General features: G+C 69.4%; 11 protein-coding genes. 2 read left to right on the top strand and 9 right to left on the bottom strand.

Going from position 1 to position 14,052, the window contains the following annotated elements; translation table 11 throughout:
* Positions 1 to 73: 73 nt before the first annotated feature.
* The 4 genes from OG230_RS23180 to OG230_RS23195 form a co-directional block, all read right to left on the bottom strand.
* On the bottom strand, positions 74 to 1,276 hold the full coding sequence (locus OG230_RS23180) for a glycoside hydrolase family 1 protein (protein WP_328905639.1): 1,203 nt from the start codon (positions 1,274 to 1,276) through the stop codon (positions 74 to 76).
* 90 nt (positions 1,277 to 1,366) lie between these two features.
* Positions 1,367 to 2,260, bottom strand: a complete 894-nt coding sequence (locus OG230_RS23185; RefSeq protein WP_328905640.1) for a carbohydrate ABC transporter permease — start codon at positions 2,258 to 2,260, stop codon at positions 1,367 to 1,369.
* Positions 2,257 to 3,258 (bottom strand): carbohydrate ABC transporter permease, encoded by a 1,002-nt coding sequence (locus OG230_RS23190; RefSeq protein ID WP_328905641.1) that lies wholly within the window; start codon positions 3,256 to 3,258, stop codon positions 2,257 to 2,259. Before OG230_RS23190 ends, OG230_RS23185 begins: the two co-directional genes overlap by 4 nt.
* A 5-nt stretch (positions 3,259 to 3,263) precedes the next feature.
* A complete protein-coding gene (locus OG230_RS23195; protein WP_328905642.1) occupies positions 3,264 to 4,508 on the bottom strand; it encodes a sugar ABC transporter substrate-binding protein in 1,245 nt (414 codons plus the stop codon).
* Positions 4,509 to 4,763: 255 nt separating this feature from the next.
* Between OG230_RS23195 and OG230_RS23200 the strand changes: the two genes are divergently transcribed.
* Positions 4,764 to 5,735, top strand: a complete 972-nt coding sequence (locus OG230_RS23200) for an acetylxylan esterase (RefSeq protein ID WP_328905643.1) — start codon at positions 4,764 to 4,766, stop codon at positions 5,733 to 5,735.
* 27 nt (positions 5,736 to 5,762) lie between these two features.
* Here OG230_RS23200 and OG230_RS23205 read toward each other — a convergent pair whose 3' ends face one another.
* The 5 genes from OG230_RS23205 to OG230_RS23225 form a co-directional block, all read right to left on the bottom strand.
* A complete protein-coding gene (locus OG230_RS23205) occupies positions 5,763 to 6,824 on the bottom strand; it encodes a LacI family DNA-binding transcriptional regulator (protein WP_328905644.1) in 1,062 nt (353 codons plus the stop codon).
* A gap of 264 nt (positions 6,825 to 7,088) precedes the next feature.
* Positions 7,089 to 7,865 (bottom strand): succinate dehydrogenase/fumarate reductase iron-sulfur subunit, encoded by a 777-nt coding sequence (locus tag OG230_RS23210; RefSeq protein ID WP_328905645.1) that lies wholly within the window; start codon positions 7,863 to 7,865, stop codon positions 7,089 to 7,091.
* On the bottom strand, positions 7,862 to 9,808 hold the full coding sequence (locus OG230_RS23215) for a fumarate reductase/succinate dehydrogenase flavoprotein subunit (RefSeq protein WP_328905646.1): 1,947 nt from the start codon (positions 9,806 to 9,808) through the stop codon (positions 7,862 to 7,864). Before OG230_RS23215 ends, OG230_RS23210 begins: the two co-directional genes overlap by 4 nt.
* A complete protein-coding gene (locus tag OG230_RS23220) occupies positions 9,809 to 10,657 on the bottom strand; it encodes a hypothetical protein (protein WP_328905647.1) in 849 nt (282 codons plus the stop codon). It abuts the gene before it with no gap.
* A gap of 86 nt (positions 10,658 to 10,743) precedes the next feature.
* Positions 10,744 to 10,977 (bottom strand): hypothetical protein, encoded by a 234-nt coding sequence (locus OG230_RS23225; protein WP_328905648.1) that lies wholly within the window; start codon positions 10,975 to 10,977, stop codon positions 10,744 to 10,746.
* Between the two features lie 299 nt (positions 10,978 to 11,276).
* Between OG230_RS23225 and OG230_RS23230 the strand changes: the two genes are divergently transcribed.
* Positions 11,277 to 13,727 (top strand): ABC transporter family substrate-binding protein, encoded by a 2,451-nt coding sequence (locus OG230_RS23230; RefSeq protein WP_328905649.1) that lies wholly within the window; start codon positions 11,277 to 11,279, stop codon positions 13,725 to 13,727.
* Positions 13,728 to 14,052: the final 325 nt, after the last annotated feature.

Raw genomic sequence — 14,052 nt, forward strand, 5'->3', positions numbered from 1 at the left:
CGGCGGTCGTCAGGTTCCGACGGCTCCCGCACGCGAGGGAGCCGTCAGGTGGCTCCCGGTCCAGTGGCCGGCGTCAGCCGGCGAGGCGCGGCAGTTCCCGGGTGCGGCCGAGAGAGCCGAGCCACACGGCCGAAGGCCGGGCGGTGCGCTCGAAGGTTTCGAGGTCGACGGCGATCAGGCCGAAGGTCGGCTTGAAGGAGCCCCACTCGTAGTTGTCCAGCGCGCTCCACGCCAGGTAGCCCTGGATGTTGAGCCCGTCCTCCAGCGCGGAGGCGACCTCGTTGAGCGCACCGGCGTAGTAGTCGACGCGACGGGTGTCGTCGGAGGTGGCGATGCCGTTCTCCGTGACGATCAGCGGCATGTCGCTGCCGATGACCTCGGCGGTGTGGCGCAGGGCGTAGCCGACGGCGGAGGGGTAGTACTCCCACTGCGTCAGGGTGCGCTCGACGTCGTCGGACGCGGGGATCGGGCCCTCGGGGCCGATCTTGGTCCGGGTGTAGGACTGCACACCGATCCAGTCGTCGCCGCGCGCCGCCTCGATGAAGACGTCCTCGCGCGGGTGACGGTAGGCCGCGGTGACGTCCTCCGCGCCGGGGAGGGCCTGGTAGACCTGGTTGGCGATGGTCCAGCCGACCTGGATGCCCGCGTCGATCGCCCTGACCTCCTTCACGGCCGCGTGGTGGGCGGCGATGACGGCCTCGGTGGTCTCGTCGTCCGGCGTCGGAAGCCCGGCCGGGGGGAAGCCGATGTCGCCGCGCTTGGCCTGACCGGCCATGACCGCGATCATGTTGGGCTCGTTGATGGTGCAGACGTGGCTGACGCCCTCGGAGATCACCGGTGCGCAGGCCGCCACGTACCGGGCGAACAGCTCGGTGGCGCCTTCGGCGGTCCAGCCGCCACGCGCCTCGAACCACTGCGGCACGGTGAAGTGGTGCAGGGTGACCATCGGCCGCAGGCCGCGCTCGATGGCGCCCTCGACCATGCGGCGGTAGTGGGCGAGTTCGGCCCGGGAGAAGCGGCCCTCGGCCGGCTCGATGCGGGCCCACTCGATGGAGAACCGGTAGTCGGTGAAGCCCAGTCCGGCCAGCGTGTCCATGTCCTCGCGCCAGCGGTGGTAGCTGTCGCAGGCGTCCAGGCTGGGCTCCTGGATGTGGGTGCCGGTGGAGTGTTCCTTGACCCACCAGTCGCTGTTGGTGTTGTTGCCCTCGATCTGGTGGGCGGCCGTGGAGGCCCCCCACAGGAAGCCTTCGGGGAACGGGACCGGGGTGTGCGTCATCGCGGAATGTCTTTCTGGTGCGTGAAGGGGTGTGACCGCCGGTGGTGCGGGGTGCGGTCTCGTACGTGTTCGGGGGGCCGCCGGGGCGGGTTACTTCATGCCCGCCGTGGCGATGCCCTGGGTGAAGTGCCGCTGCAGTGCGATGAACAGGACCAGCACCGGCAGCACGACCAGGAAGGCTCCGGCCATCAGCATGCCGTTGGAGCCACCGGCCTTGTTGGGGTCCGTGGCGAACGTCGCGAGCGCCACCGGGAGCGTGTATTTGTCCGGGTCGTTGGTCGCGATGAGCGGCCAGACGAAGTTGTTCCAGGAACCGAGGAAGGTGAAGATCGACAGCGTCGCCAGGGCGGGCTTCACCAGCGGCATCACGATCCGCCAGAAGATGTACCACTCGCCGGCGCCGTCCATCCGGGCCGCTTCCAGCAGTTCGTCCGGGATCGACTGCATGAACTGCCGCATCAGGAAGACCCCGAAGGCGCCTGCGGCGAAGGGCAGCACCAGACCGGCGTACGAGTCGATCAGCTGGAGCTTGCTCATCAGCACGAAGAGCGGGAGCAGCATCAGGTTGCCGGGGACCATCAGGGCCCCGAGCACCAGACCGAAGATCTTGTTCCGGCCGACGAAGTTCAGCTTGGCCAGTGCGTAGCCGAGCATCGAGCAGAAGACCAGGTTCGAGACGGTGACCAGCACCGCCACGATCACCGAGTTCATGAAGTACAGCGGCAGGTCCAGCTTGTCGAGCAGCTGCCGGAAGTTCTCCAGCGTCCACTCGGTAGGAATCCACACCGGCGGGCTGGCCGACAGCTCGCTCGTCGTCTTGAAGGCGGAGAGAGCCATCCAGAGGAACGGCGCCGACATGACCAGCAGGCCGAGCGACAGCAGGACATAGACGAGCGGACGCTTCAGGTTCCGGGTCCGGCGTCCGCCCTCGGGCGTCTTCGCCGGCGCCTTCCGCACGGCACCGGGTGCATTGCTGGCGCTCATTTGGTGTTGTCCTTCAGCAGTCGGAGCTGGAGCACCGTGATGCCCATGATCACTACGAAGAGGACATACGCCATGGCGCTCGCATAGCCCATGTGGAAGAAGTTGAACCCCTCGCGGTACATGTTCAGCGAGACGGTGAGGGTGGAGTCGGAGGGTCCGCCCTGCGTCATCACGAACGGTTCCTCGAAGACGTTGAGGTAGCCGATCGTGGTGATCACGGTGGCGTAGAGCAGCGTGGGCCGCAGCAGAGGCACCGTGATGCCCCGGAACTCCTGCCAGGCACCGGCGCCGTCGAGCCTGGCGGCCTCCCGGACCTCGGTGGGAATGGCCTGCAGACCCGCGATGAAGAGCACCATGACCGTGCCGACGTTGCGCCAGACCGCCATCGCGATCATCGACGGCATGGCGAGCGTCTCCGAACCGAGGAAGTCGGGCGAGGTGAGACCGACTTCGGAGAAGAGGCCGGCGATCAGCCCGTCGCTCGGGTCGAGCACGAACCGCCAGACCACGGCGACCGCGACGATGGTCGTGACCACCGGGGCGTAGAAGCCGACGCGGAAGAAGGTCCGCGCGCGGTCGATGCCGTTGTTCAGCAGGACGGCGACGACCAGTCCGAGACCAATCGTCAAGGGGACACCGATGACCACGAAGTACGCCGTGTTGAAGAGCGACTTGAGGAACCTGTCGTCGCTGAACAGATTGACGTAGTTCTCGAAGCCGATGAAGTTCGCGTCCAGCGGGCGCGTGACGTTACGCAGCCCGAAGTCCGTGAAACTCATCAGCAGCGTGGCCAGGATCGGGAACGCCATGAAGACGGTGAAGATGACGAGGAAGGGAGTGGAGAACAGCCAGCCGGCTGTGTTCTGCACGCCCATCGAAGCCTTCTTGCGACCTCGGCGACCCTGGCGGTTCCCGGGCCCGGCGGCCGGGGACTGAGATGTCCCCGGCCCGGCCGTCACCTTGGCCGGCTGCGCGGCCTTTCCGGTCGTGGTGCTCATGGCTCCTACTTCACGAGCCCTTCGATCTCGGACTGCGCCGTCTTCAGCGCGTCCTCGGCGGAAGCCTTGCCCTGCGTCACCTTCGCGATGGCCACGTCGACCTTGTCGGTGATCTCCGTCCACTTCGCGCTGGACGGCGAGGACTTGGCGGTGTCCATCTGCTTCTTGAAGACCTGGAGGGCGGCGTCGTCGGCGAGCGTGCCGGAGGTCCAGGCCGAGGTGTTCGCCGGCAGGTCCTTGGTGCGCTCGTACCAGTCGGCCTGGCCCTTGGTGTCGGTGAGGTACTTGATGAACTCCGTGGCGGCGGCCTTGTGCTCGCTGTCCTTGGAGATCACCAGGGAGGAGCCGCCCGCCATGGAGACGGAGGACTTGTCGGCCGGGACGTTCGCCACCGCCCACTTGCCCTTGAGCTGCGGCTGGCCCTCGTTGAGGAGGGTCACGTGCCAGGGGCCGCCGAAGAACATCGGGACCCGGTCGTTGCCGAAGTCCTTCACCACGTCGTAGCCGGGCTGGACGGACTTGTTGGAGAGGCCCTTCTCGAAGTACGAGCCGTACTCCTTGAGCGCCTTGACGGCCTCGGGGCTGTCGATGACGGCCTCGCCCTTGTCATTGACGATCTCGCCGCCGGCCGAGTACAGGAAGGAGTAGAAGTTCTGCACCGTGTCCAGGCCGCTGGGCTGGATGGACAGGCCCCACTTGGTTCCCGCCTTCTTCTGGTAGGCGGTGGCGAGGTCCTGCATCTCCTTCCAGTTGGTCGGAGCCTTGTCGATGCCGGCCTTCTCGGCCAGGTCGGTGCGGTAGTAGAGGACGCGGGTGTCGACGTACCACGGCACGCCGTACGCGGTGCCGTCCACCTCGCCCTGGTTCCAGCCGGCCGGGAAGAAGTCGCCCTTGTCGAAGATCTTGGTGTCGACCGGCTCCAGGACGCCGAGTTCGGAGAACTCGCCCATGTAGCTGCCGCCCATCTGCGCCACGTCCGGCATGGTGCCGGCGGCGGCTGCGGAGACCAGCTTCTGGTGGGCGACGTCCCAGCCGACCGGGGTCACCTTGACGGTGATGTTCGGGTTGGCCTTCTCGTAGACCTTGGCCACATCCGCGAGCTTCTCGCCCTCGGCCCCCATGGCCCAGACAGTGAGCGTCTGCTTCTTGTCCGCGGCGACGTCGTCGCCCCCGGAGCTGCCGCAAGCGGTGATGCCGAAAGCGAGTGCGACTGCGATGCCGGCGGAGACGGTTCTGGCGGTGCGGGACATGGAGGGCTCCTCCTTGAGCAATCCGAATGTATGCGCTGCCTGTAAGCGCATACATCACTCTGCGGCAGGCGTTCGGGAATCCGCAAGAGGGTGCTAGGTCACACTCGTGCAACGTGCTGGACATCTGAATGTTCAACTTCGAACCGTAAGTGCGCCCTATGCGGATTTGAAGACGATGTGACCGATTCCGCAGGGTTGCGCGAGGGGGCGAAACGGTGGTGCGAGCGGCCGAAGAGGCGGTCTAGGGTCCTGGTCATGGCTTCGTTCGCGCATGACTTCCCCTTCGATCCGGCCTACGGGCACGAGCTGGACGACCTGCTGCGCGTCCCGGCCCCGGAGGCCCCCGACGACTTCGCGGAGTTCTGGCGTGCGCAGTACGAGAGGGCCAGGGAGGTCGACACCGCACCGGAGATCGGCCCGGTCGAGGACGAGCGCGACGGTGTGCGGATCCACGGTGTGACATACAGCTCCGTCGGCGGGATACGCGTCGGCGGCTGGGTGGCCCTGCCCACCGGGGGACCGGCCACGCACGGCTTCGTCATCGGGCACGGCTACGGGGGCCGGGACCGGCCGGGCCCCGACGTGCCGCTGCCCCTGCCACGGTCCGCCGCGATCCTGCCCTGCGTACGCGGCATGGGGACCCGCGGTCTGCGGGCCGGGGTCCCGGAGGTCGCCGCCGGGCACGTCCTGCACGGCATCGCGTCGCGCGACACCTATGTCATCGCCGGCTGTGTCGCCGACCTGTGGTGCGCCGCCTCGGCCCTCGCGGAGCTCGTACCGGATCTCGGGCGGCTCGGGTATGTGGGGGAGAGCTTCGGGGGCGGACTGGGGGCCCTCGCGCTGCCCTGGGACGACCGTTTCGCCGCCGCGCAGCTCACGGTGCCGACGTTCGGCAACCACCCGCTGCGCCTCACGCTGCCGTCCGTCGGCAGCGGTGAGGCGGTGCGGGACCACCACCGGGATCACCCCGAAGTCACCGAGGTGCTGAGGTACTTCGACGCGGCGTCCGCTGCCGCGCGGCTGCGGACGCCGACCCTCGTCGCCGCCGCGCTGTTCGACCCCGCGGTTCCGCCGCCCGGCCAGTTCGCCGTATACAACGCGCTGCCCGGCGTGCGGGAGCTGCAGGTGCTGAGCGCCGGGCACTTCACGTACGACGCGCTCGTGGCGGAGACGGCGGAGCTGCGCGAGAACCGGCGACGCTTCTTCGGGGAGCGGCTGGGAAGGTGAGGCGGGGGCGGGTCCGCCCCGGTCCGGTCAGCAGCCGCAGCTCGCCCTGCGGGCCATGGAGACCGGCAGCTCCAGGGAGACCGGGGCGCGGTCCCGGTCGCCGAGGCGGCGTACCAGCAGCTCGACGGCCTGTTCGCCCAGCTGCTGTATGGGCTGCCGCACGGTCGTCAGCGCCGGCCGCACGATGCGGCTCAGCGGAATCCCGTCGAAGCCCGTCACCGCGATGTCCTCGGGTACCCGCACTCCGCGCCGTTCCAGCGCGTACAGCGCGCCCACGGCCATCTGGTCGTTGGCGAACAGCATCGCCTCCGGCCGGGCGCCGTCCGCCGCCCGGTCCAGCAGCGCTTCCGCGGCCCGCGCGCCTTCGGCCTGCGTCATCATCTCGGCCCGCAGCGCGGGCTCGTCCGGCACCGGCAGCCCGGCCTCCCGGCATGCCTCCCGGAAGCCGCGGAACCGTGCCTCGGCGTCCGGGGAGTTCGCCTCGCCGCCGATGAAGGCCAGGCTGCGCAGGCCGTGGTCCCGGATGAGGTGGAGGGCGAGCTCGCGCTCGCCGTCGGCGTTGGCCACCACGATGTGGTCGAGGTGGTCGATCTCGCGGGGCCCGGCGAGCATCACGACGGGCAGCCGTCGCGATATCACTTCGAGGTCCGTGGTCGGCACGGTCTGCGCCAGTACCGCGAAGCCGTCGACCCGGCCCGCCACCTTGGCGACGAGGCTCTCGGGGCCGCCGTCCAGCGACGCGGCGATCAGCAGCGCGTACCCGTGCCGGCGGGCGGCCCGCTCCATCCCCCGGATGATCTGGTCGGAGTAGAGCATGACGGCGTCGTCGTCGTCCGCGTCGGTCGCCGCCGCGGCGCTCTCGGCATCGGGATCGGAGTAGTCGGGGAAGCAGAGGCCGAGGACGCCGGTGGTGCGGCTGGCCAGCCCCCGGGCGTTCCCGCTCGGTACGTAACCGAGCTCGCGGGCCGCTTCCAGGACCCGCTCACGGGTCTGCGCGCGTACGGAATCCGGGTTGCGGTAGACCCGGGAGACCGTGGCGATGGAGACGCCCGACCGCTCCGCGACGTCGTACACCGTGGGGGCGCTCACTCGACCGACCGTCCGCTTCTTCTTTACGTAGCGACGCGCCTGATGCGTGTGCTGACTGCTGACTCTGACTGGTGACTCCGTACCCGGGATGCTGCGCACTCGGGTTTTGAAAGCGCATTCACCCTAGATCGCGGGCTGGCGGACGGGCAAGACCATCCGGTGTGGCGCGCGCCGCGTGGGCTGCGAGGAGGACGAGCAGGTCGTCGGCGTCGTGGAGCCGATGTCTCTTCTACGGTGTCGGGGGCCTCGCCGCCCTGCCGCTCCTCATTCCCCGTTCCGGCGGCGGCCGATCCTGCTGCCGAGCCAGACCAGCGGGTCGTACTTCCGGTCGACGGCCCGCTCCTTCAGCGGGATCAGAGCGTTGTCCGTGATCTTGATGTTCTCGGGGCACACCTCCGTACAGCACTTCGTGATGTTGCAGAAGCCCAGGCCGTGTTCCTCCTGCGCCGTCGCCTTCCGGTCGAGGCCGGACCCGGCAGCGGCGTCCAGGGGGTGCATGTCCAGCTCGGCCACCCGCATCAGGAAGCGGGGCCCGGCGAACGACGCCTTGTTCTCCTCGTGGTCGCGCACCACATGGCAGGTGTCCTGGCACAGGAAACACTCGATGCACTTGCGGAACTCCTGCGAGCGTTCCACGTCGACCTGCTGCATCCGGTAGTCGCCCGCCTTCACGCCCTCGGGCGGGACGAAGGCGGGCACCTCCCGCGCCTTGGCGTAGTTGAACGTCACGTCCGTCACCAGGTCACGGACGACGGGGAACGCCCGCAGCGGTGTCACGGTGATCGTCTCCCGGCGGTCGAACACCGACATCCGGGTCATGCACAGCAGCCGCGGCCGGCCGTTGATCTCGGCGCTGCACGAACCGCACTTGCCGGCCTTGCAGTTCCAGCGGACCGCGAGATCGCCCGCCTGGGTGGCCTGGATGCGGTGGATGATGTCGAGGACGACTTCGCCGTCGTTGACCTCGACCGTGTAGTCGGCCAGGTCGCCGCCCGCGGTGTCCCCGCGCCACACCCTGAACCGCGCGTTGTAGCTGCTCACTCGTACAGCTCCTCTTCGGCGAGGTACTTGACCAGCTCTTCCTTCTCGAACAGGGCGAGCAGATCCGGACGGATGGGGTCGGTGGAGGTCTTCACGAGCTCGATCCGGCCGCGCGGCGCACCGTCCGGCGTGCCGTCGTCCGCGGAGCCGGGCTCTTCCTCCGGGCCGGCCAGCCGGCACAGCAGGTTGACCGGGCGCCAGGAGCGCTCCATCGTGGGGCAGTCCTCGCGGGTGTGACCGCCCCGGCTCTCGGTACGCTCCAGCGCCGCCCGCGCGATGCACTCGCTGACCAGCAGCATGTTCCGCAGGTCCAGGGAGAGGTGCCAGCCGGGGTTGAACTGCCGGTGTCCCTCCACCGCGGCGCGTCCCGCCCGTACGCGCAGCCCGGCCAGTTTCTCCAGGGCCTGCGCCATCTCGGGCGCGCGGCGGATGATGCCGACGAGGTCGTTCATCGTCTGCTGGAGTTCCTGGTGCAGGGTGTACGGATTCTCCGGGGCGGCGCCGTCCGCGAGGTCCTCCGCGGCGAACGGACGCAGTGCTTCCGCCGCTGCCGCGTCGATCTGTTCCTCGTCCACGACCGGGAGTGCGGAGAGCCCCGCCGCGTACGCGGCGGCGTGCAGTCCCGCGCGCCTCCCGAAGACCAGCAGATCGGAGAGGGAGTTGCCGCCGAGCCGGTTGGAGCCGTGCATTCCGCCCGCCACCTCGCCCGCCGCGTACAGCCCGGGAACCGCGAGCGCGGACGCCGTGTCGGACTCGACGGCGATCCCGCCCATCACGTAGTGGCAGGTCGGCCCGACCTCCATCGCCTCCGCGGTGATGTCGACGTCCGCCAGCTCCTTGAACTGGTGGTACATCGAGGGCAGCCGGCGGCGGATCCTGTCCGCGGGCATCCGGGTCGACACGTCCAGGAACACCCCGCCGTGCGGTGAACCGCGGCCGGCCTTCACCTCGGAGTTGATGGCACGGGCGACCTCGTCGCGGGGCAGCAGCTCGGGCGGGCGGCGGTTGTGGTCCGGGTCCTCGTACCAGCGGTCGCCCTCCTCCTCCGACTGCGCGTACTTCTCCTTGAAGACGTCGGGGACGTAGTCGAACATGAACCGCTTGCCCTCGGAGTTGCGCAGCACCCCGCCGTCGCCGCGCACCGACTCGGTGACGAGGATGCCCTTCACCGACGGGGGCCAGACCATGCCGGTCGGATGGAACTGCACGAACTCCATGTTCAGCAGGGGTGCGCCGGCCAGCAGGGCGAGGGCGTGGCCGTCGCCGGTGTACTCCCATGAGTTCGACGTCACCTTGAACGACTTGCCTATCCCGCCGGTGGCGAGGACGACCGCGGGCGCTTCGAGCACGAAGAAGCGGCCGGACTCGCGCTCGTAGCAGAAGGCGCCGCTGACCTGCTCGCCGTCCTTGAGGATGCGGGTGACCGTGCACTCCTGGAAGACCTTCAGACGGGCCTCGTAGTCGCCGGTCTCCCGGAAGTCCTCCTGCTGCAGCGCGACGATCTTCTGCTGGAGCGTGCGGATCAGTTCCAGGCCGGTACGGTCCCCGACGTGCGCGAGACGCGGGTACTCGTGGCCGCCGAAGTTGCGCTGGGAGATCCTGCCGTCCGGAGTCCGGTCGAAGAGCGCACCCCAGGTCTCCAGCTCCCAGACCCGGTCCGGAGCCTCTCTGGCGTGCAACTCGGCCATCCGCCACTGGTTCAGGAACTTCCCGCCGCGCATGGTGTCGCGGAAGTGCACCTGCCAGTTGTCCCCGGAGTTCACATTGCCCATGGAGGCGGCGATGCCGCCCTCCGCCATGACGGTGTGGGCCTTGCCGAAGAGTGATTTGCAGATGACGGCGGTACGGGCTCCGCGCTCCCGGGCCTCGATCGCGGCCCGCAGGCCGGCGCCGCCGGCGCCGACCACCACGACGTCCCACTGCTGCCGCTCGAGCTCAGTCATTCAGAAAAACCTCGGATCGTCGAAAGCACCGGACGCGACGAGATAGACGTAGAAGTCGGCCACCGCCACGCTGATCAGGGAGGCCCAGGCGAGCTGCATGTGCCGGCCGTTGAGCTTCCCGGCCCAGCCCCAGAGCCGGTAGCGCACCGGATGCTTGGAGAAGTGCCGCAGCCGGCCGCCGATGATGTGGCGGCAGGAGTGGCAGGAGAGGGTGTACGCCCAGATCAGGGTGATGTTCACCAGGAAGATCAGGGAGCCGAGACCCATGTGTCCCCAGGCGTAGTGCTCGTCCCGGAAGGACAGCACGGTGTCGTACGTGAGGATGCCGGCGACCGGCAGCGCCGCGTAGAAGAAGTAGCGGTGCATGTTCTGAAGGATCAGCGGGAAGCGGGTCTCGCCGGTGTACGCGGTGTGCGGTTCGGCGACCGCGCAGGCCGGGGGCGAGGCCCAGAAACCGCGGTAGTACGCCTTCCGGTAGTAGTAGCAGGTCAGCCGGAAGCCCAGCGGGAAGACCAGGACGATCAGGGCGGGGGAGAGGCCCCACCAGCTGCCGAAGATCTCCCAGTTCGGACCGGAGCGCATCGGCGCGCAGTTCTCGGCCAGACAGGGCGAGTAGAACGGCGAGACGTACGGGGCCGCGTAGTAGTCGGCGTTGGCGAAGGCCCGCCAGGTCGAGTAGACGATGAAGGCGAGCAGCCCGCCGGCCGTGGCGGCGGGCGCCAGCCACCAACGGTCGGTGCGCAGATGCCGGGCGGCGATGGCGGCGCGCGAGGCGTGGCGGACGCCGGTGCCGGTCCGCGCCGTGCGCGGCTGCGGTGGTTGCGCGCCTGGTTCCGTACCGGTGGCCAAGGAGTGCTCCTCGGGTCTGGGTCTGGGTGGCTGGGCCGAGGCTCTAGGGCCTTTCGTTTGATCCGGCCTGATCCGAACGAAAGGCCCTAGGGCGCGTGTCTGCCGCGGACTCCCAGACCTTCGTCGTCCGAGTCCGTCCACAGCGCGGTGTCGTACGGCGCCTCGGTGATGGTGACCATGTCGGCGGGGCGGTCCGGGGAGCCGGCCAGGCCGGCCGTGTCCTCGCGCAGGCGCGCGAGGCTGCGCTCCAGCCTTCCGACGGTGCGGACCAGGTCGTCGAGACAGTGCTGAACTGCCGTCAATTCCTCGTGCAGGGACATGACTTGCCCTCACTTCCGCGATGGCGGCCGGCAATGCTCATGCGGTTGCGAGTGTCGCGCGTCACATCTGCTTTGTGAAGGGAGCGCGCATCCCTGTCTCGCCGGGGCCGGCGGCCGGGCCGTTGGCCCGCTCGGGTGAGGTTCGCGGCGCGGCCCGCCGTGTCTGCGCCTCCTCTCGCGCGGAGGCGCTTTCAGTGGATGGACGGAACCAGTGTGATCAACTGCAAATGCCACCAAACACGAAGCATCCGGTCCATTCCGGTACGGGGTGGACCGGGCCGGCCCCGGAGGTATCAGCCATGTCCCACGTCGGCGTCCCGCGCGGGACGGCCCGAAAGCGTCGCTCCGTCGCGCTCCTCACGACGGGTGTGCTCACGATCCCGGTGCTGGCCGGGTGCAGCTCGGGCAGCGAGGAGACCTCCGCGGCCGTCCCGCAGGACATCGCCCCCGCCGCCCGGGACCTGGTGCGGGACGGTGGCACGGTCAACTGGGCGATCGACTCGATGCCCGCGACCCTCAACGCCTACCAGGCGGACGCCGACGGTTCGACCGCCCGCGTCACCGGAGCCCTGCTGCCCGCCCTCTTCCCGATGGACGCCAAGGGCACGCCGCGGCTCAACCCGGACTACCTGGAGTCCGCGAAGATCATCGAGCGGGAACCCAAGCAGGTCGTGCTCTACAAGCTCAACCAGCAGGCGGTGTGGAGCAACGGGCGGGAGATCGGGGCCCCCGACTTCGTCGCCCAGTGGCGAGCGCTGAGCGGCAAGGACTCGGCGTACTGGACCGCCCGCAACGCCGGCTACGAGCGGATCGAGAAGATCGAGCGCGGCAGCGACGACCTCCAGGTCCGGGTGACCTTCGCCAAGCCGTACGCGGACTGGCGCTCGCTCTTCACCCCGCTGCTCCCGAAGGAGGTGACCGGCTCGCCGGACTCCTTCAACGACGGGGCGCGGTCCACGCTCAAGGTCACTGCAGGACCGTTTCGGCTGCGCAGCGTGAGCAAGAGCAAGGAACAGCTCACCCTCGACCGCAACCCGCGCTGGTGGGGCAGCGAGCCCAAGCTCGACACGCTCGTCTTCCGCGCGGTCAAGCCCCAGGACCGCACCGAGGCACTGGCCGACGGCACCGTGGACATCGCGGACGTCGACCCCGCCGCGGCGAACCGAATCGCCCTCGCCGCCCGCGACGGCGGGGGCAACGGACAGCCGCTCACGCACGGTCCCGCCGCCGCTCTCACCCCCGCCGCCGCCCTGCGCTCCTGGGCGCTGGCGAACGGCTCGGACGAGGACCGGGCGGAAGCCGCGCAGGCCGCCCGCAAGAAGACCCGGAAGGCCATCGCTTCGTACGCCACCGAGCAGAAGTCGCTGCGCGACTACGTCGTACGCAAGTCGCTGGAGCCCGCCTACACGCAGCTCGCGCTGAACGGCGAGTCCGGTCCGCTCTCCGACGACCGGGTGCGCCGCGCCGTGGCCCGCGCCCTGGACCGCCAGGAGCTCGCCGAAACCGTCCTGAAGCCGCTCGGACTGCCCGCGGAACCGATCGGGAGCCACCTCGCCCTGACCGGGCAGCCCGGTTACAAGGACGGCAGCGGCGCACTCGGTGACCAGGACACCAAGGAGGCGCAGGCGCTGCTGGCCGATGCCGGCTGGACGCAGGGCGGCGCGCTGCAGAAGCCCAAGGACACCAAGGCGGGCAGCGAGGCCGACAAGAAGAAGACGGCGGAGAAGGAGAGCGGGAAGGAAGCCGCGAAGACGGCGGAGGAGAAGGCCGAGAAGGAGGAGAAGGCCAAGAAGACGGAGAAGGAGGAGAAGGCCGGGAAGAGCGACACCGCTGACCGGGCCGGCGAGCCGTCCGGCGACGAGGGGATGTACATCGTCGGCCAGGACGACAAGCCGGGCGAGCGCCGCGACGAGGGCCCCGCCACCCACATCCTCGCCCCCGCCCCGGCCGCGGGCGCCCAGAGCGCCGCGCTGCTGCGCCAGGCAGGCAGGTTCTCCGCGGCCGGGGCCGCCGAACCGGTCGCGGACGCCAAGCCGGCCAAGGACAGCGACAACGGCGACACCGACACCGCGGCCGACGGCTCCTCCAAGGTCACCGCCCAGGACAAGCGGCCCGGCGGAGCCGCCGGTGCGTACGCCCCCGTGGGCACCGCGGCCCCGGCGCCCGCCTCCGTCCGCGGTCCGCTGGGCAAGGACGGCGTACCGCTGTCCCTGCGCTTCGTCCTCCCGTCCGGTCCCGGCTCCCAGGCGCTCCGGAGCGTCGGCGAGAAGATCGCCGCGATGCTGGAATCGGTCGGCATCCGTACGGAGATCACGAAGGTGGCCGACGACAGCTACTTCAAGGACCACATCGCCTCCGGCGACTACGACCTGGCGCTGTACTCCTGGCCCGCCAGCGCCTACCCGGCGACCGACGGCCGCCCGATCTTCGCCAAGCCCGAGCCCGCCACCGACGGATCGCTGCTGGTCGAGCAGAACTACACCCGGGTCGGTACCGACCACATCGACCAGCTCTTCGACCAGGCGGTCGCCGAACTCGACGAAGATGCCGCCCGGGATCTGATGAAGCAGGCCGACGCCCGGATCTGGGCCGCGGCAGGATCGATTCCGCTCTACCAGCGCCCGCAGCTGGTGGCGGCCGACAAGAAGCTCGTGAACGTCGGCGCGTTCGGCTTCGCGGCCCCCCATTACCAGGACATCGGCTTCAAGAAGCCGCAAGCGGCAGGTTCCCCCGCGAACCGTAAGAAGTAGCAGGTCAAGGCGGTATTAAGGACTGCCCGAAGCTCAGAAGCAGCTCAATTCCCTTGCCCGTCGGACCCCCGGCGGGCAAGGTGGTTCATGCCCTGACCCGGGCTGTTCGCCTCCCCACACCCCCCACAAGCGGGCGCGATCTCCTCCCGTGCCCGCTCGCGTTTTCTCGCCTTTCCCGGGCATTTTTTCCTGGGTTTTTCGCGCCCCGTTCGGGGCGTGCACCAGCCGAGTAATGACTTAATACCGGCTGAATATCGGCTGAAGACCGCTCTCACGGATCGGCCCGGGAAGCCCCGGACGCGCCGGGCCCGTACCATTGGACTAG

The organism is Streptomyces sp. NBC_00234, from assembly GCF_036195325.1.
GTDB lineage: Bacteria > Actinomycetota > Actinomycetes > Streptomycetales > Streptomycetaceae > Streptomyces.